At 62.6% G+C, this 17,497-nt stretch carries 15 protein-coding genes; 5 read left to right on the forward strand and 10 right to left on the reverse strand.

What is annotated here, in order from left to right:
* Positions 1-96: 96 nt before the first annotated feature.
* Both NKJ13_RS09300 and NKJ13_RS09305 read left to right on the forward strand, forming a co-directional pair.
* Positions 97-948, forward strand: coding sequence for an SDR family NAD(P)-dependent oxidoreductase (locus tag NKJ13_RS09300; RefSeq protein ID WP_352703426.1), 852 nt, complete (start codon positions 97-99; stop codon positions 946-948).
* Complete coding sequence (locus NKJ13_RS09305; protein WP_352777677.1) at positions 945-1,667, forward strand: SDR family oxidoreductase; 723 nt, start codon at positions 945-947, stop codon at positions 1,665-1,667. The genes NKJ13_RS09300 and NKJ13_RS09305 overlap by 4 nt, the downstream gene beginning before the upstream one ends.
* Before the next feature lie 27 nt (positions 1,668-1,694).
* Here NKJ13_RS09305 and NKJ13_RS09310 read toward each other — a convergent pair whose 3' ends face one another.
* The 5 genes from NKJ13_RS09310 to NKJ13_RS09330 all read right to left on the reverse strand — a co-directional run bounded on the left by NKJ13_RS09310 (position 1,695) and on the right by NKJ13_RS09330 (position 5,905).
* On the reverse strand, positions 1,695-2,072 hold the full coding sequence (locus NKJ13_RS09310; RefSeq protein WP_352475415.1) for a DoxX family protein: 378 nt from the start codon (positions 2,070-2,072) through the stop codon (positions 1,695-1,697).
* Between the two features lie 52 nt (positions 2,073-2,124).
* Positions 2,125-2,583 (reverse strand): carboxymuconolactone decarboxylase family protein, encoded by a 459-nt coding sequence (locus NKJ13_RS09315; protein WP_352475416.1) that lies wholly within the window; start codon positions 2,581-2,583, stop codon positions 2,125-2,127.
* A gap of 13 nt (positions 2,584-2,596) precedes the next feature.
* Positions 2,597-3,115 (reverse strand): RrF2 family transcriptional regulator, encoded by a 519-nt coding sequence (locus NKJ13_RS09320; protein WP_352644794.1) that lies wholly within the window; start codon positions 3,113-3,115, stop codon positions 2,597-2,599.
* Positions 3,116-3,224: 109 nt separating this feature from the next.
* On the reverse strand, positions 3,225-4,538 hold the full coding sequence (gene preA, locus NKJ13_RS09325) for an NAD-dependent dihydropyrimidine dehydrogenase subunit PreA (RefSeq protein WP_352644796.1): 1,314 nt from the start codon (positions 4,536-4,538) through the stop codon (positions 3,225-3,227).
* Between the two features lie 2 nt (positions 4,539-4,540).
* Positions 4,541-5,905, reverse strand: a complete 1,365-nt coding sequence (locus NKJ13_RS09330; RefSeq protein ID WP_352740676.1) for an NAD(P)-dependent oxidoreductase — start codon at positions 5,903-5,905, stop codon at positions 4,541-4,543.
* Positions 5,906-6,375: 470 nt separating this feature from the next.
* Between NKJ13_RS09330 and NKJ13_RS09335 the strand changes: the two genes are divergently transcribed.
* Together NKJ13_RS09335 and NKJ13_RS09340 are read left to right on the forward strand one after the other, a co-directional pair.
* The gene (locus NKJ13_RS09335; protein WP_352703418.1) at positions 6,376-7,152 is read left to right on the forward strand and encodes a VOC family protein; all 777 of its coding nucleotides are present in this window, start codon (positions 6,376-6,378) and stop codon (positions 7,150-7,152) included.
* 155 nt (positions 7,153-7,307) lie between these two features.
* Positions 7,308-7,700, forward strand: a complete 393-nt coding sequence (locus tag NKJ13_RS09340; protein WP_352703416.1) for a DoxX family protein — start codon at positions 7,308-7,310, stop codon at positions 7,698-7,700.
* A gap of 105 nt (positions 7,701-7,805) precedes the next feature.
* Here the strand turns inward: NKJ13_RS09340 and NKJ13_RS09345 are convergent, their stop codons facing one another.
* Positions 7,806-10,241 (reverse strand): GcvT family protein, encoded by a 2,436-nt coding sequence (locus NKJ13_RS09345; RefSeq protein WP_352703413.1) that lies wholly within the window; start codon positions 10,239-10,241, stop codon positions 7,806-7,808.
* A 79-nt stretch (positions 10,242-10,320) separates the two neighbouring features.
* The gene (locus tag NKJ13_RS09350) at positions 10,321-11,859 is read right to left on the reverse strand and encodes a trimethylamine methyltransferase family protein (protein WP_352703411.1); all 1,539 of its coding nucleotides are present in this window, start codon (positions 11,857-11,859) and stop codon (positions 10,321-10,323) included.
* 215 nt (positions 11,860-12,074) lie between these two features.
* Here NKJ13_RS09350 and NKJ13_RS09355 point away from each other — a divergent pair, with 215 nt between their 5' ends.
* Entirely contained in the window at positions 12,075-12,665 is a 591-nt protein-coding gene (locus NKJ13_RS09355; protein ID WP_352740674.1) for a transglycosylase SLT domain-containing protein, read from the forward strand.
* Between the two features lie 14 nt (positions 12,666-12,679).
* Here the strand turns inward: NKJ13_RS09355 and NKJ13_RS09360 are convergent, their stop codons facing one another.
* From NKJ13_RS09360 to NKJ13_RS09370, 3 genes are all read right to left on the reverse strand, one after another.
* Positions 12,680-15,100 (reverse strand): dipeptide ABC transporter ATP-binding protein, encoded by a 2,421-nt coding sequence (locus NKJ13_RS09360; protein WP_352740672.1) that lies wholly within the window; start codon positions 15,098-15,100, stop codon positions 12,680-12,682.
* 95 nt (positions 15,101-15,195) lie between these two features.
* On the reverse strand, positions 15,196-16,353 hold the full coding sequence (locus NKJ13_RS09365; RefSeq protein WP_352475425.1) for an ABC transporter permease: 1,158 nt from the start codon (positions 16,351-16,353) through the stop codon (positions 15,196-15,198).
* 12 nt (positions 16,354-16,365) lie between these two features.
* Positions 16,366-17,400 carry an ABC transporter permease gene (locus NKJ13_RS09370; RefSeq protein ID WP_352475426.1) on the reverse strand — a complete coding sequence of 345 codons (1,035 nt, stop codon included), beginning with the start codon at positions 17,398-17,400 and terminating at the stop codon, positions 16,366-16,368.
* Between the last annotated feature and the right edge of the window lie 97 nt (positions 17,401-17,497).

Consider the following 17,497-nt stretch of genomic DNA (forward strand, 5'->3'; position numbering starts at 1 on the left):
TATAGCAGTACCGATACCAGGATAAAGTTTGAACTGTTTGGCAAGTGGCTGGTGCCCCATCTTTCCGCTCAGAGCTATGAGATGGAGGCTCCGAACATGGAACTGAAAGACAAGACAATCCTCATCACAGGGTCTACCGACGGTGTCGGCCGCGTCGTCGCGCAAAGGCTCGGCGCCGGCGGCGCGCGCATCCTGGTGCATGGCCGCGACGCGACAAGGGGCAAGGCGATCGTGGCCGAAATCGAAGCCGCCGGCGGCAAGGCCGAGCTGCTGGTCGCCGACCTCTCCTCCCTGGCGGAAGTTCGCCGCCTCGCCGAGGCCGTGCGCGCAAGGACCAAGCGGCTCGATGTCCTCATCAACAATGCCGGCGTCGGCACCGCCGGCCCAAACGCGAAACGGCAGGTCAGCGCCGACGGCTACGAGTTGCGCTTTGCCGTCAACTATCTCGCCGGTTTCCTGCTCACCACGGAGCTGCTGCCGCTGCTCAAGTCCAGCGCGCCGGCGCGCATCGTCAACGTCGCCTCGGCCGGCCAGCAGGCGATCGACTTCGACGACGTCATGCTGACCCGCTCCTATGACGGCGTCCGTGCCTACTGCCAGAGCAAGCTGGCGCAGATCATGTTCACCATCGATCTGGCGGAGCAGCTGAACGGCACCGGCGTCACGGTCAACAGCCTGCATCCGGCAAGCTACATGAACACTACGATGGTGCGGCAGGCGGGCATCACACCCTGGAGCTCCGTCGAAACAGGCGCCGAGGCCATCATCAACCTCGCCACATTGCCGGCGCTAGAGGGGCGAAGCGGCCTCTATTTCGACGGCCAAAGAGAATCCCGTGCTGATGCACAAGCCTATGACGCGAAGGCGAGGCAGCAGTTGCGCGAATTGAGTCTCGGCCTTGTCGGGCTCGCACGCTCCTCCGCAACATCGAAGAAAGAAAATTCATGATCGAGAAAACCAATCACACCGTGGTGGTCGGCGGCTCCTCCGGCATCGGCCTGGCCACCGCGAAAAAGCTGCTCGACACGGGCATGAAGGTGACGATCACCGGGCGCAACCAGGAAAGGCTCGACAACGCATGGCAAAGCCTTGGCGGCGCGGTCGAAAAAGCTGCCTTCGACGCCGCGAAGCCGGACGAGGTTCGCCAGTTCTTCAGCGATCTCGGCCCTTTCGATCACCTGGTGCTGGCCGCTAGCGGCGGCAAGGGGCTCGGCCCGTTCGAAACACTTGACCTGACCGACATCGGCGGTGGCGTCGACGAGAAGGTCCGGCCACAGCTCTCCTGCCTGCAGGCCGCCTTGCCGACGCTGAACAAGAGCGGCTCGGTGACTTTCATCTCGGCGGTGTCGGCGCAATTGTCGGCGCCCGGCGTCGCCGGCATCGCCGCCGTCAACGGCATGCTGCTGACCGTGGTGTCGATCCTGGCGATGGAGCTGAAGCCGTTACGCGTCAATGTCGTGGCGCCGGGTGTCATCGACACGCCATGGTGGGATTTTTTGCCCGACGATCAGCGGCAGGCGGTGTTTGCCGAATATGCCGGCAAGACGCCGGTCGGCCGCATCGGCCGCGCCGAGGACGTCGCCGAGGCGATTGCGTTCCTGGTTTCGAACAGCTTCGTCACCGGCCAGGTCCTGACCTGCGACGGAGGTTTGCGGTATGCGGCGTAAAGCGGCTGCCCCATGCGACGGTCGTTGTCAAAGCGGCTGCGCGATCAGCGCCAGAAATCCTCCGGTCAACGCCACGTTGCCTACAAAGCCATTGATGCGGGACGCGCGCTCCGGGCCCTGATGATCCCAGAAATTATGGAACATCGGCGTAGCGACAATCAGGAACAGGATCAGGCATGCCGCCGCCAGAGCGGTCCAGATGCCTGCGATCACCAGCGCTCCGGCGATGATCTGCAGGACGATCCCCAGCCACAGCACCAGCCGCGCCTGCGGCACGCCGCGCGTCGTCATCAATTGGCTCACCAACGCCGCGTTCTGAATGTTGCGTAGGCCGGCAAAGACAAAGGCGCCGCCAAGCAGCAGGCGGGCGGCGAATAGGATCTCATTATTAAAGCTTGAAAACATGCTGTCGGTCCTTGGAAAAGAGGCGCGCGGCGCAAGGCCGCGCGCCTGGTTCTCAAGCGGCCATGACCGCCGGCATCGGATGGATTGCATGGAACGGAACGCAAAGCCGGTTCCAGGTGTTGATCATGCCGAGCGCAACCGACAGCTTGACCAGCTCCTCTTCCGAGAAATGCTCGAGCGTCCTTGCATAGAGTTCGTCCGAAATATCGTTATCGGCGATCCTGGTCAGCGCGTCGGTCCAGGCGAATGCTGCGCGTTCACGCTCGGAAAACAGCGGCGATTCCTTCCAGGCGGAGACCAGATAGAGCCGCTGCTCGCTTTCGCCGTCGCGGCGCGCTTCGCGGCTATGCATCTCAACGCAATACGAGCAGCCATTGATCTGCGACGCCCTGAGCTTGATCAGATGCAACAGGCTTTTTTCGAGCCCGCATTCGTCGACTGCCTTGTTGAGCGCCGACACCGCCTTCATGATCTCCGGCGCCGCGCCGAAAAATTGCAGCCTCTGTTTCATCGTCTGTAGCCTTTCATGCTTGCTTGGTTGAACTTGATTTCTGCGGCCGCTGATGGCGCTCGACGAAGGCGCAGTTCGCGGCGATCGAACGGGGATCGGCATCGGCCGTGTATTCTGCAACGATGTCGGACAGCCGGGCGTCGGCGAGCGCGGCGCGATAGGCGCGCTCGGCCTTCAGCATGGCTACGTTGATGCCGCAAGGTTTGACATAGACCGAGGCATCGAGCTTCGCTGGGCCGCGCTGGCGGATTTCGGCGCAGCGGAAGGCCGGTTCGCGCCCCTCGACGGCCAGCACGATATCGAGCAGCGTTATGCGTTCCGCCGGCCGCGCCAGCCGGTAGCCGCCGTATGGCCCCGGCACCGATTCCAGAATGCCCGACGTTGTCAGCATGTTGAGATGCTTAAGCAGATAGCTCGGCGACAGCCCGAACGCTTCCGCCATGGCAGCACCCGGCATAGTCGCCGCGCCTTCCATGCCGGCTAGCATGGCGGCGCAGTGGATGGCCGCTTCGACGCCCTCGCCCAGCTTCATTTCGCTCTCCTATTCATGGATACATGTTATCCTGGATAAGAAGCATCCGCAATATCTATTTGAAAAAAGCGGCGCCCGCAGGTGCCGCTTTCCCACAACGCGCTGTTCGCTACTCCGCCGCCACCTTGGCCATCGGATTGTTCGGATGCGTCGTCCAGTTGGCATAGATCGGCGACACCGGCCTGCCGGTGCGCTGGTCGATCACGCCGGCCGCCAGCGGCTCCATGGTGATGCAATTCTCGACCGGACAGACATTGACACAGAGATTGCAGCCGACACATTCGGCCTCGATCACCTCGAAATGCCTGACGCCGTCGACCATGCTGGTGATCGCCTGGTGCGAGGTGTCCTCGCAGGCGATGTGGCAGCGGCCGCATTTGATGCAGGCGTCCTGGTCGATATGCGCCTTGGCGACGTAGTTGAGGTTGAGATACTGCCAGTCGGTGACGTTGGGGGTGGCGCGGCCGACGAAGTCGTCCAGCGAGGCATGGCCCTTCTCGTCCATCCAGTTTTCCAAGCCGGCGATCATCTCCTGCACGATCTTGAAGCCATAGGTCATCGCCGCCGTGCACACCTGCACATTGCCGGCGCCGAGCGCCATGAATTCGGCGGCGTCACGCCAGGTGGTGATGCCGCCGATGCCGGAGATCGGCAGGCCCTTCGTTTCCGGATCGCGCGCGATCTCGGCCACCATGTTCATGGCGATCGGCTTCACCGCCGGGCCGCAATAGCCGCCATGCGAACCCTTGCCGTCGATCGTCGGCTCCGGCGCGAAACTATCGAGATTGACGCCGGTGATCGAGTTGATGGTGTTGATCAGCGACACCGCGTCGGTGCCGCCGGCAAGGGCAGCGCGTGCCGGCTTGCGTATGTCGGTGATGTTGGGCGTCAGCTTGGTGATGACAGGCATGCGGGTGTTGGCCTTGCACCAGCGCACCACCATTTCGATGTATTCCGGCACCTGACCGACCGCCGCACCCATGCCGCGTTCCGACATGCCATGCGGGCAGCCGAAATTGAGTTCGATGCCGTCGGCGCCGGTCTCCTCGACCACCGGCAGGATCGCCTTCCAGGCATGCTCCTCGCACGGCACCATCAGCGAGACGACTATTGCCCGGTCGGGCCAGTCCATCTTGACCTGCTTGATCTCGCGCAGATTGACCTGCAGGTCGCGATCGGTGATCAGCTCGATGTTATTGAGGCCGAGCAGACGACGGTCGGCGCCCCAGATCGCGCCATAGCGTGGCCCGTTGACGTTGACCACCGGTGGGCCCTCTTCCCCGAGCGTCTTCCACACCACGCCTCCCCAGCCCGCCTTGAAGGCGCGGATGACGTTGTAAGCCTTGTCGGTCGGCGGCGCCGAGGCCAGCCAGAACGGGTTCGGCGACTTGATGCCGACGAAATTGTTGCGGATGTCTGCCATGCTCATGCCCTCCCGTTCGAGGTCAGTGCCCGATGAATGCTCTCCGCCGCATCGCGGCCTTGCGCGACGGCTGAAACAGTCAGGTCGTCGCCGCCGAAAATGCAGTCGCCGCCAGCCCAGACATTGGCCAGCGAGGTGCGCCCTTCCGCGTCGACCTTGATGCGGCCGGCTTCCAGGGCAAGCAAGGCTCCGCTGCCGTTGAGCGCAGCCGGGACAAAGCTCTGGCCGATCGCCTTGAACACCTGATCGGCGACGAGCGTCAGCCGCTCGCCGGTGCCGACGAGCCGGTCGCCGTCCATCGCGGTGTATTCGAGCTCGATCGCCGACACCTTGCCGGCGTCGGCAATGACCCGCTTCGGCTGCAACCAGTGCCGGATGATGACGCCGTTGGCGGCAGCCAGATCCTGTTCGAATTCGGAGGCATTCATGTGCTCCGGGCCGCGCCGATAGCAGATCGTCACCTCTTCGGCACCGAGCAGCTTCGATTGCACCGCCGCGTCGATCGCCGTCATGCCGCCGCCGATGACAACAACACGCCGTCCGACCGGCAGGCTGGCCAGATCACTGGCCTGACGCAGCTCGGCAATGAACTCGACGGCATTGGTGACGCCTTGCGCCTCCTCGCCGTCCGCTCGCAAGGCATTGACGCCGGCAAGCCCCATGCCGAGGAACACCGCATCGTAATTCCTGATCAGGTCCGACAGCTGGTAATCGCGGCCGAGCGCCTTGCCGTTCTGGATGTCGATGCCGCCGATCGACGTGACATAGTCGACTTCGGCCTGAGCGAAATTGTCGACGCTCTTATAGGCCGCGATACCGTACTCATTGAGGCCGCCGGGCTTCGGGCGGGCTTCCAGGATGGTCACGTCGTGGCCATGACGGGCAAGCCGATGCGCGGCCGCAAGCCCGGCCGGTCCGGCGCCGACCACGGCGACCGTCTTGCCGGTCGGTTCGGAGCGTTTGTAGAACTGCTTGTTTTCGGCCATCGCGACATCGGTGGCGTAGCGCTGAAGGCGACCAATCTGCACCGGCTTGCCTTCTGCCACCTCGCGCACGCAGACCTCTTCGCACAGCGTCTCGGTCGGGCAGACGCGGGCGCACATGCCGCCCAAAATATTCTGGTCGAAGATCGTCTTGGCCGAGCCGATCGGATTGCCGGTCGCGATCTGGCGGATGAACAGCGGGATGTCGATCGAGGTCGGGCACGCATTCATGCACGGCGCGTCGTAGCAGAAATAGCAGCGGTCGGATTCGACCAGCGCCTCGTGATGATCGAGCGGCGGATGCAGATCGGAAAAATTGTCGGCATATTGTTCCGGCGAAAGTCGCCCGCCGGCAATGCCTTGCTTGAACTGGCCTTCTGGCATCGTCAGTTCCCCATGTTCTTGTTTGGGGAAGGCTAGCACGTTTTATTTTTTTATCAATTGGTCAATTTTCGGCGCAAGCCGCTGGAACGGTTCAACAAACATGATAACCAAACTCATATTTTGACCTGCCTGATGGCTCTGTCGAAAGGCCGAAATGCCGCTTCGTCGGCGCTAGGCGCTTGCATAAGCTTGAGCACTTGATGCCATCCCCCGCGAACGAGGAAGAAACGCATAACAACCATGCGGATGCACGTCTCGCCGGCTAAGCCGCCACGAGCGATATAGGCCGCCGGCGTTCCAGCCGGGTGGTATAGACCGAAGATCCTCCGCTGTAGGAAAATCCAAACACAAAGCGCGCAGGCCACGGGCTGTGCGCCATAACTTTTTTGGCCGCTGTCTGATTTTCGTCGCGAAGATCGTCCTAGAATGGATCGCGCATGATCGATGTACAAACCGCAAGGAGCACGACAATGCCACAGTCCCCGATGCCCTTCTTCTGGTACGAGTTGATGACCACCGATCTCGACGCCGCCGAGGCGTTTTACACCTCGGTGGTGGGCTGGAGGGGGCAGCCTTTCGAAGGCGCCCCGGGCATGCCGCGCTATATCGTCATGAATGTCGGCGAGCGCGGCGTCGGCGGGCTGATGACGCTGCCCGAGGACGCGCGCAAGATGGGCATGCCGCCGGCCTGGATCGGTTATATCCTCACCAGGGACGTCGATGCCGCAACGGCGTCCCTCAAGAAGGCTGGTGGCGCGGTTCACCGCGAGCCCGACGACATTCCTGGCGTCGGCCGCTTCGCCGTCGTTGCCGACCCGCAAGGCGCGATATTCAACTTCCTGCAGCCCAGCGGCCCCGACCAGCCGCCGCTACCGTTGACGACACCCGGCAACATCGGCTGGCATGAGCTCTACACGTCAGACTGGAAGGCGGCGTTCGATTTCTATTCCAGCCAGTTCGGCTGGGAGAAGGGCGACGCCATGGATATGGGTCCGATGGGCGTCTACCAGCTTTTCGTCTTCGGCGGCGAGCCCGTTGGCGGCATAATGAACAAGCCCGAGCAGATCCCGGCGTCGGTCTGGCAGTTCTATTTCAACGTGCCCGGCATCGACGCGGCAGCCAAGCGTGTCACCGACAATGGCGGCAAGATCCTCATGGGTCCGATGGAGGTTCCCGGCGGCAGTTGGATCGTGCAGTGCACGGACCCGCAAGGCGCCCATTTCGCGCTAATGGCACCGACGCGGTAACAGGCCGCGCCAATTGCGGGGCCGCCTTCGTGCGGCCCCAAGACTGCAGCACTTCTCACGACTCACTCACCGCAGTTGATGGCAGGCCGGATCATGTGAATGGTCCGGCCTTTGGCGATGACCTATGGCCGGGCGAGGTGAAAATGGAGTCGTAGATGAAGCTTTTCGAAGGCCTGGCCGGATATCAACCGTTCGCTCTTGCCGCGTTGCGCATCATGACGGCGCTGCAGTTCATCGAGCACGGCACTCAGAAACTTTTCAATTTCCCTGTCGGCGACCATGCCGGCACCCTGAGCGGGCTGTCGCTGACTGCGGCCATCCTGGAATTCGCCGGCGGCATCCTGCTGGTATTGGGGCTTTTCACCAGGCCGGTGGCATTCCTTCTCAGCGGCGAGATGGCGATCGCCTATTTCATGGCGCACATGCCGCGCGACTTCTTCCCGGTCAACAACGGCGGCGATGCGGCAATATCGTTCTGCTTCATCTTCCTCTATCTGGTGTTCGCCGGCGCCGGCGCCCTGGCGCTGGATAACCGCCGGGTTTCGTAATTGACCGTCTCCCGGCCGTGGGCCCGCTGCCTCCGGCAGCTCCCCGGCGTTCGGAACCTTTCGCCGTGCCACCGGCACGGCGAATTCGCTGTGCGAACCGGTTCCTCACCCTCTCATCCGTTCGAAATTCGCGTCGAACAGCGGGGTCGGCTGCATGCGCGCGGCGTGGCGTTTGCCCAGAAGCTCAATCTCGAAACCGTAGGCCTCGTCGGCGATCTCTTTCGGCACATAACCGATGGCGACAGATTTTTTGGAATGATGTGCGTAGCCGCCGGACGTGACCCAGCCGCGCACGGCGCCGCCATACCAGATTGGCTCGTCGCCGATGACGTCGGCATCGGCAGCATCGACGACAAAGGCCCGCAGCCGCAGTCTGCCGCCTTGCTTGCGCTCGGCCAGCGCCGCCTGCTTGCCGATGAAATCGGCCTGCTTGCCGTAGGCGACGAAGCGGTCGAGGCCGGCCTCCAGCGGCCCATAGATCGGCCGGTATTCGCGCGCCCATGAGCCGTAATTCTTCTCGAGCCGCAGCGCATTGAGCGCGCGCGAGCCGAACAGGCCGATGCCGAATTCCTCGCCCGCCGCCATCAGCGCCTGATAGGCGGCACGCTGATATTCCGGCGCCACCCAGATTTCGTAGCCGAGGTCGCCGGTGTAGCTGACGCGCCCGACCAGGCACGGCGCCATGCCGATATCCATCCTGCTGATGGCCATGAATGGAAAGGCCGTATTCGACACGTCAGATCGTGTGACCTTTTCAAGAAGCTTCCGCGCGCTCGGCCCGGCGATCGATAAGCCGGTGAGTTTTGCTCCCAGCGCCTCGATGCTGACAGAGCCGTCCTCCGGCAGATGCGCTTCGAACCAGCGCATATGGTACTGCTCGGCGACGCCGGAGCCTGCCAGGAACCAATCGTCACTTTTAGAATTGCCGAGATTGGCCAGCGTGAAATCGCCGATCAGCCTGCCGTCTTCCTTCAGCATCGGCGCCAGCGTCATGCGGCCGGATTTCGGCAGCTTGCAGGCAAGCAAGCGGTCGAGCCAGGCCGCAGCGCCCTCGCCGGTTACCCTGTATTTGGCGAATGACGAGATTTCCGACAGACCAACGCCTTGCCGAACCGTCTCCACTTCTTTCGCGACATGCTCGAAATCACTCGAGCGGCGCCAGGAGAATTCGTCCTTGACCCCTTCGGGCGCGTACCACAGCGGCACCTCCAGCCCATAGGCGACCCCCCATTGCGAGCCCTTCGCCGACAACAGATCGTAGACCGGTGTCGTCTTGAGCGGCCGGCCGGCCGGTAATTCCTCGTTTGGGAAGCGGATCGAAAACCGCCGCGAATAGTTTTCGCGCACCTTGGCGTTGGTGTAGGCCATTGTGGCCCAGTCGCCGTAGCGCGAAACGTCCATCGCCCAGATATCCGCGCCGGGATCGCCTTCGATCATCCAGTTCGACAGCGCCAGCCCGACGCCGCCGCCCTGCGAGAACCCCGCCATGACACCACAGGCCACCCAGAACCCCGGCAGGCCGCGCACCGGCCCGACCAGCGGATTGCCGTCCGGCGCAAAGGTGAAGGGTCCGTTGATGATCTGCTTGATGCCGGTGTTCTGGAACGCCGGGAAATGCCGGAACCCGACCTCCAGCGACGGTGCGATGCGGTCGATGTCGGGTTCGAGCAGTTCGTGGCCGAAACTCCATGGCGTCTGGAACTCGGACCATGGCTTGTTGGCCTTTTCGTAAGTGCCCATCAGCATGCCGCCGCGCTCCTGGCGCAGATACAGCTCGCCGTCGAAATCGACTGCATGGATGATCTCCGTACCAGTCTTCTGGTTCCAGGCGGCGACTTCCGGCATGTCCTCGGTGATCAGGTACATGTGCTCCATCGCCAGCACCGGCAGCTCCAGCCCGACCATGCGGCCGACCTCACGCGCCCACAGGCCGCCGGCGTTGACGACATGCTCGGCCACCACCTCACCCTTGTTGGTGATGACACGCCACAACCCGTCGGCGCGCCGCACGATGTCCTCGACCTTGGTGAAACGCTCGACCTCGGCACCAAGCTTCCTCGCGGCCTTGGCGTAGGCGTGGGTGACGCCGGAGGGGTCGAGATGACCGTCCTCCTTGTTGCGAACGGCGCCGACGAACTGCTTGGGGTCGAGCAACGGCATCAGCTCGGCCGCCTCATCAGGCGATATCTCCTCGAGCTCGATGCCGAGATAGCGGCCCTTGGCGACGACGCCGCGCAGCCAGTCGAGGCGCGCCTCGGTCGCCGCCAGCAAGACGCCGCCAGTCAGATGCACGCCGGTCGCCTGGCCGGACAGTTCCTCGATCTCCTTGTAGAGCGAGATTGTGTATTTCTGCAGCTTGGCGACATTGGGATCGCCATTGATGGTGTGCATGCCGCCGGCGGCGTGCCAGGTCGAGCCGGAGGTCAATTCATTGCGCTCCAGGAGCACGATGTCGGTCCAGCCGTGACGGGCCAGATGGAACAGCACGGAGCACCCGACAACGCCACCGCCGATAACCACGACCTTTGCATGCGATTTCATGGGATTCTCTCTGACGTCAACGAGTTGGATGGGAACGATGAATTCGGGGAGGAGCCCCACGAGCGCGAGCCTTCGATCATCACGGCTCGCTTTGCCCGATCGCTTCCTTGCGCTTGGCCACGTATGCCTCCAGCGCTTCGCGCCTGGAGATTTCCATCACCGGCTCGACATAGTCCTCCAGCGCCTTCTTCCACAGCCGCGTCGCCCGCGCCGTGGCATCGAGCCCGCCAGCCTCCTGCCAGGCCTCGAAATTTTGCCAGTTGGACAGCATCGGCTGGTAGAAGGCTGTGGCGTAGCGCTCCAGCGTGTGCGGCTCGCCGAAGAAGTGGCCGCCGGTCGGAACCGCACCCAGAGCCTCGACAGCAAGCTCGGCCTCGTTGACCTCGATCGGGCGCAAAAACTCCATCATGTGCTGGATCATCTCGACATCGATGATGAACTTTTCGAACGACGCTGTCAGTCCGCCCTCTTGCCAGCCGGCGGCATGGTAGACGAGGTTGCCATGGCCGAGCACCGCGCCCCACAGCGCCATCAGCGTCTCATAGGCGCCTTGCGCGTCGGCGGCATTGGAAGCCGAGCCCGGCGTTGTGCGATAAGGCAGGTTGTAACGCCGCGCCAACTGTCCGGACGCGATATTCGCCTTGGTGTTTTCAGGCGTGCCGAACGCCGGCGCTCCCGATTTCATATCGACATTGGAGGTGAAGGCGCCATACATCACCGGCGCGCCGGGGCGGACGAGCTGCGTCAGCACCACGCCGAACAGCGCCTCGGCATTCTGCTGGGCGAGCGCGCCGGCAAGCGTCACCGGGCTCATCGCCCCCATCAGTGTGAACGGTGTTACCGCGACCGACTGGCCGAACTCGGCCATGGTCATCAGCCCCTCGGCCATCATCTCGTCGAAGCGGCGCGGCGAATTGACCGAGATGATGGTGGTGACGCCGGGATCGTCGCGCATCTCGTCAAGCGTCAGTCCGCGCGCGATTGCCATCATCTCGATGCCGTCGAGCGCCCTGCCGCGGCCGATGGCCGAGACGTGAAAGCTTTTGTCGGTCAGTGTCAGATTGGCGAAATAGGTGTCGAGATGACGGGAATTCGCCGGCAGTTCTACCGGCGCGCAGACCTGGTTGCCTAGCATGTGGATGCAGTTGAAATGCTGCGCCAGCCGGACGAGGTCGGAATAATCGCGCAAATTGCCGGCACGGCGGCCGCGCTCCATGTCGTGCACATTCGGCGGCCCGGCGACGAGGGTGAAGTTGATGGTGTTGCCGCCGAGGTGGACGGCATGGGCGGGATTGCGCGGCGTAAGCATATAGCTGGACTGTGTCGTCTTCAGCGCTTCCTCGACCATGCCGCGATCGATGCGGACGTTCATCGTGGCATGATCGACCTTGGCCCCGGCCTTCTCGAACAGCGACAGCGCCCGCGGGCTCATCACCTCGATGCCGAAATTCTCCAAGATATGCATCGACGCCTGGTGGATCGCCTCGATCTGGTCGGCCGAGAGCATCGCCATCGGCGGATAAGGGTTTGTCACCCGCCTGAGCGGCAGTTGCGGGATGGCGGTCGGTCCCCTGTTGCTGGTTCGCTCGGCGCCGCGCTTGCGTCTTGGTTCGATCATGCGGCGCATCAAAGCGCCGGCACGAGGATCGAGCTGTCAGAAATCCGCCATTTGCGGGCGTGATTTTAGCCAAGGCGGCATTCTTGGCAGTCATCCACTATGAAAGCGACGAAACAGGTCGAAATATCGACAATTGATCCGCTGGCCGGCAGAGATGGCGAGCGTTAAGAAACGCCGCAAGATTCCTTTTATGTTTTCGGCCTAATGCTCTTCCGATGCGTAGGTCGAGTTTTAGTAAAATTGTAGCGATTGCCGTGCCGCTGACGCTTTCGGCCTGCGCGACGCCGCCGAACCACATCAACGATGTCTGCGCCGTTTTCGACCAGAATGACGGCTGGTTCGACAATTGGCAGGCGGCGGCACAACGCGCCGAGCAGAAATACGGTGTGCCGGTTCCCGTGCTGATGGCGACGGTGCGCAAGGAGTCCGGCTTCAAGAGCAACGCCAGGCCGCCGCGCACCAAGCTGCTGGGCTTCATTCCCTGGAAACATATCTCCAGCGCCACCGGCTTCTCGCAGGCGCTCGACGGCACCTGGGCGCAATACCAGAACGAGACCGGCAGCTGGGCGGCGCGCCGCACCCGCTTTGCCGATGCCGTCGATTTCGTCGGCTGGTACCATTCCAAGACCGCCGAGACCCTCGGCGTCGCCCGCAACGACACCTACAATCTGTATCTCGCCTACTATCTCGGCTGGAATGCCTATAAGCGCGGCAATCGCGGCGACGCCGACGTGCAGCGCTATGCGCATGCCACCGAACAGATGGCGCAGGACTACGCCGCGCAGCTACGGCAATGCGCGCCCTAGCCTATTAACGGCTCTCAGCCGCCCTTGGGTTTGCGCGGCTTGCGCGTGGCGTCCTCGGCCTGGCGGCCGTCGCCGACAGTCGGCGGCATGATTGGTGCCACCGGGCTGTCGGCAGAGCTTGAGGTGCCGGTCTCTGAAACCTCGTCGCGAACCTCGTGACGGCGGGCTTTGGCGACCGCTTCGGCATTCTCCACTGCCTGGCCCTCGGCATCGGCTTCAACGCTGCCAGTCTTGCCATGCGGGCGCTTGGGCGGATCTCCGGCAAAGCCCGGGCCAACACCGTGGTTTGCATCATCCGGCACGCCCTCATTCGCGGCGTGCTCCTTGTCGAATTTGATCACCGGCTCCATTTTCGCCAGCACGTCGTCGGACAGCCAGCACAAGCTCATATGGCCGTCGCCGAGATTTTTGACTGGCGGCACCGTGGTTTCGCAAAGGTTGTCCGGCACCAGTGTCTTGTAGCCGCAGCGCGTCTGGAACGGACAGCCGGACGGCGGGTTCATCGCCGAAGGGATGTCGCCCTCCAGCACGATGTGCTTCTTGACCACGCTTGTGTCGGCGATCGGGATCGCCGACAGCAATGCCTCGGTATAGGGGTGATAGGGCGGCGCGAATATCTGGTCGGTCGTGCCTTGCTCAACGATATAGCCGAGATACATGACGACGACGCGGTCGGCGATGTAGCGCACCACCGACAGATCGTGGCTGATGAACAGCATCGTCGTCCTGTTCTTGCGCTGGATGTCCATCAAGAGCTCGGTCACCGCGGCCTGGACCGACACATCCAGTGCCGAGACCGGCTCGTCGGCCACCACCACCTTGGCGTCGCCGGCAAAGGCACGCGCAACGCCGATGCGCTGTTTCTGGCCGCCTGAAAGCTGGCGCGGCTTGCGCGACTCGAACGCCCTCGGCAGCTTCACCAGGTCGAGCAATTCCAGCATCCGCTTGCGGCGGTCGGCCACCGTGTCGCCGACATTGAACTTTTCCAGCGTACGGATGATCTGCGAACCGACCGAATGGCTGGGATTGAGCGTGTCGAACGGATTTTGGAACACCATCTGGATCGATGACACCGTGTCGACGCTGCGCTTCTCGATCCCGGTCGACTGGATCTCCTTATTGCCGAGCTTGACGCGGCCGGAGCTTGCCGTTTCGAGGCCGAGCAGCACCTTGGCCAGGGTCGATTTTCCGCAGCCGGATTCGCCGACGATAGCGACGGTCTCGGATTCGCGCGCCATGAACGAGATCGTCTCATTGGCCTTGACGACACGGCCCTCGCTCGAGCCGAACACTTCGCTGCCGCCGACCTTGTAGTACTTCCGGAGGTCTTCGATCTGGAGCACCGGCGCACCGGGCACCACCCGCTCGTTGACCTTCTTGGCGCCGGGTGGCAGCGCCTCCCAGTCGATCTCGTTGAAGCGCACACAGCGCGAGAAATGCCCGTCATGGCCTTCGACCGCGATCATCGGAATTTCGGCGGCGTTGCAGACGCCCTCGACGAAATGGTGGCAGCGCGGGCCGAAATTGCAGCCCTTCGGCCGCTCGTGCGGCAGCGGCAACTGCCCCGGGATCGAGATCAGCGGCCGCGAATTCTTGTCGGCGCCGGGCAGCGGGATCGAGCGGAACAGGCCTTGCGTGTAGGGATGGCGCATCCGGTCGAAGACGTCCTTGATCTTGCCGGTCTCCACCGCTTCGCCCGAATACATCACCGTAATGCGGTCGCAGGTCTCCAGGATCAGCCCGAGATTGTGCGATACGAAGATCATCGAGGTGCCGAACTTCTCGCCCAGCCCCTTGACCAGGTCGACGATGCCGGCTTCCACCGTCACGTCGAGCGCTGTCGTCGGCTCGTCGAGCAGGAGCAGCGCCGGCTTCGACAGCAGCGCCATGGCAATGACGATGCGCTGCTGCTGGCCGCCCGAAAGCTGGTGCGGATAGGAACGCATCATGCGTTCGGGATCCGGCAGCTTCACCGCGCGCACCATTTCCAAGGCGCGTTTATAAGCTTCGTCCTTCGACACCTTGTCGTGGATCAGTGGCACTTCCATCAGCTGCTGGCCGACCTTCATTGCCGGGTTCAGACTGGCCATCGGCTCCTGGTAGATCATCGCGATCTTGTTGCCGCGGATGGCGCGCAGTTCCTCGTCGGACAGTTCTCCCATGTCCTTGCCCTGGAACTTGATCTTTCCGCCGACGATCTTTCCGATGTTGGAGAGGTCGCGCATGATGCCGAGCGACACGGTCGACTTGCCGCAACCGGATTCGCCGACAATGCCCATTGCCTCGCCGGGCATGACCGTGCAGGAAAAATCCATGACCGCCGGGATCTCGCCCTTGCGGGTGAAGAAGGAGATCGACAGGTTCTCGATCTCGATGATCGGCCCATTGGTCGGGCCATTGGTCGGCTTGGCGGGATTTCGAACTGCCTCATTCATGGGTCGCTCCAATCCTTGTTCTTCAGGCACGTCGGGCCGAACCCGGCATCGGTCTTCCCAGCGTCAATCTTTCCCGGCATCAATCTTTCCCGGCATCAATCTTTCATAGACTGTTCGCGCAGCGAATCCGCCAGGAGGTTGAGGCCGAGCACGAACGACATCAACGCGATCGTCGGCGGCAGCGCCGGGTGGATGAAGGAGCGCAGCAGCCGGCTTGCATCCTTGATCGCCGTGCCCCAGTCCGGGCTTTCCGGCGCTAGTCCCAGCCCGAAATAGCCGAGCGTGCCGAGCAGGATCGTAGTGTAGCCGATGCGCAGGCAGGCGTCGACGATCAGCGGCCCGCGCGCATTGGGCAATATCTCCCACAGCATGATGTACCAGGGCGATTCACCGCGCGTTTGAGCCGCCGCAACATAGTCGCGCGTTTTGATGTCCATGACCAGGCCGCGCACGATGCGGAACACGCCCGGGCTGGAGGCGAACACCACCGCCACGAAGATGTTGAGCTGGTTGGGATCGATGTGGATGATTTTGAACGGATCGGCATCGAAGACAAGGCCGGCATAGATCCAGCCGCCAAGCACCAACGTCAGGCCAAGCAGGATATAGAGGCGGTCGGGACGGTTCTTGTAGCGCGTCCAGAACAACACACTGAAGAAGATGATCGGAAACAGGAAGAACAGCCCTGCCATCGCGTAGGGGATCGGCGTGTCCATGATGCCCGGCGTCACCAGCAGGTAGAACAGCAGGATCACCGGGAAGGCCAGCACAAGGTTTGCGAGGAAGGACAGCACCGTATCGATCCTGCCGCCATAATAGCCGGCCGGCAGGCCGAGCGTAATACCGACCATCAGCGCAAAACCGGTCGCCGCCGGCGCGATGATCAGCACGATCTGGCTGCCATAGACCATGCGGGAGAACACGTCGCGGGCGAGCTTGTCGCCGCCGAAATAGTATATAAGTTTCGACGCCGGCTCGATCGCGCCCGGCAGCGCGTCCTTCATGATCGGCACCTGGGCAAGCGGATCGAAGGGCGAGATGGTCGACGCGAAGATCGCCGTAAACAGCCAGAACAGGCAGATGCCAACGCCGACGATGCCGACGCCGCTGTCGAAAAGCTGGCCGTAAAGGCCTAGTTTCTTCTTGTAGCCGAAGCTCGCTCCCATCACCAGGGCGAGAGCGATCCAGACCGGCCAGAAGCGGGCAAGCACGCCGAGTACGACGTTGAGGGCGCTGAGATATTCGACCTGCATCCGCCCGGTCTCCTATTGAACTCTGATGCGCGGATTGAGGAACGCGTAGCCGACATCGGAGATGAGCTGTGTGATCAGGACGATAAACACCGAGACCAGTGAACAGCCGAGCAGAAGATCGATGTCGTTGTTGCCGGCAGCCTCGACCAGCGTGTAGCCGAAACCCTGGTAGCGGAACATCACCTCGACGATAACGACACCGGTGAGCAGCCAGGGAAACTGCAGCATGATGACCGTGAACGGTGCGATCAGCGCATTGCGCAGAGCGTGCTTTATCACCACGCTGCCGAAGGAGAGGCCCTTCAGCCGGGCGGTTCGGATATATTGCTGTGTCATCACCTCCACCATCGAGGCGCGGGTCATGCGGGCGATGTAGCCGATGCCGTAGATCGCCAGCGTCATTACCGGCAAGGTGAAATTGTAGAAGGTGATGCCCTGGCTGGCCGAGGCCGCCGAACCGTTCAGCACGCCGAGCCAGGAGGCGAAGATCACGGTGAAGATGACGCCCGAAACGTATTCGGGCGTCGCCGTCGAGGCGATCGAAGCCACCGACAATGTACGGTCGGTGCGTGAGCCCTCGCGCATGCCGGCGAGAATGCCGATCAAAAGCGAGACCGGCACCATCACGGCCAGCACGCAGAGCATCAGGATGCCGGTGGCGCTGAGCGCCGGGAAGAGTTTCGAAGCGACCGTCGTCTTGAACTTCGTCGAGCAACCGAAATCGCCTTGCAGGATGCCGGAGAATGTCGGCACGACCGGATCGTTGCAGAAGGAGAAACGCTGTGCGGGCTTGCCGGTCGCCGGGTCGGTCACCGGCTGCTTTGGCATGATGCCCAGCCATTGGCCGTAGCGGACAAAGAAATTCTGCCGATAGCCATGGTTGACCAGCCAGGCCTCAAGCTGCTCGGCGGATGTGTGCATTTCGGTCTGGCTGATCGCCAGCTTCTTCAGATTGGGCCCGAGATTGACCAGGAAGAAGACGATCATCGTCAGGCACAGCATCGTCAATGCCATGGTGCCGAGACGCCTGATAACGAAAGAAAGCATGGCGGTCCCCTGCCGGTCGGGTTGGGGGTTGGAACCGGTTTGCAAGCCGCCCTGCCGCCACGGCAGAACAAGCCTTCAGACCAGTCCCAGATGCAAT

Origin of the sequence: Mesorhizobium sp. M0174 (assembly GCF_040322275.1) — a bacterium.
Lineage (GTDB): Bacteria > Pseudomonadota > Alphaproteobacteria > Rhizobiales > Rhizobiaceae > Mesorhizobium.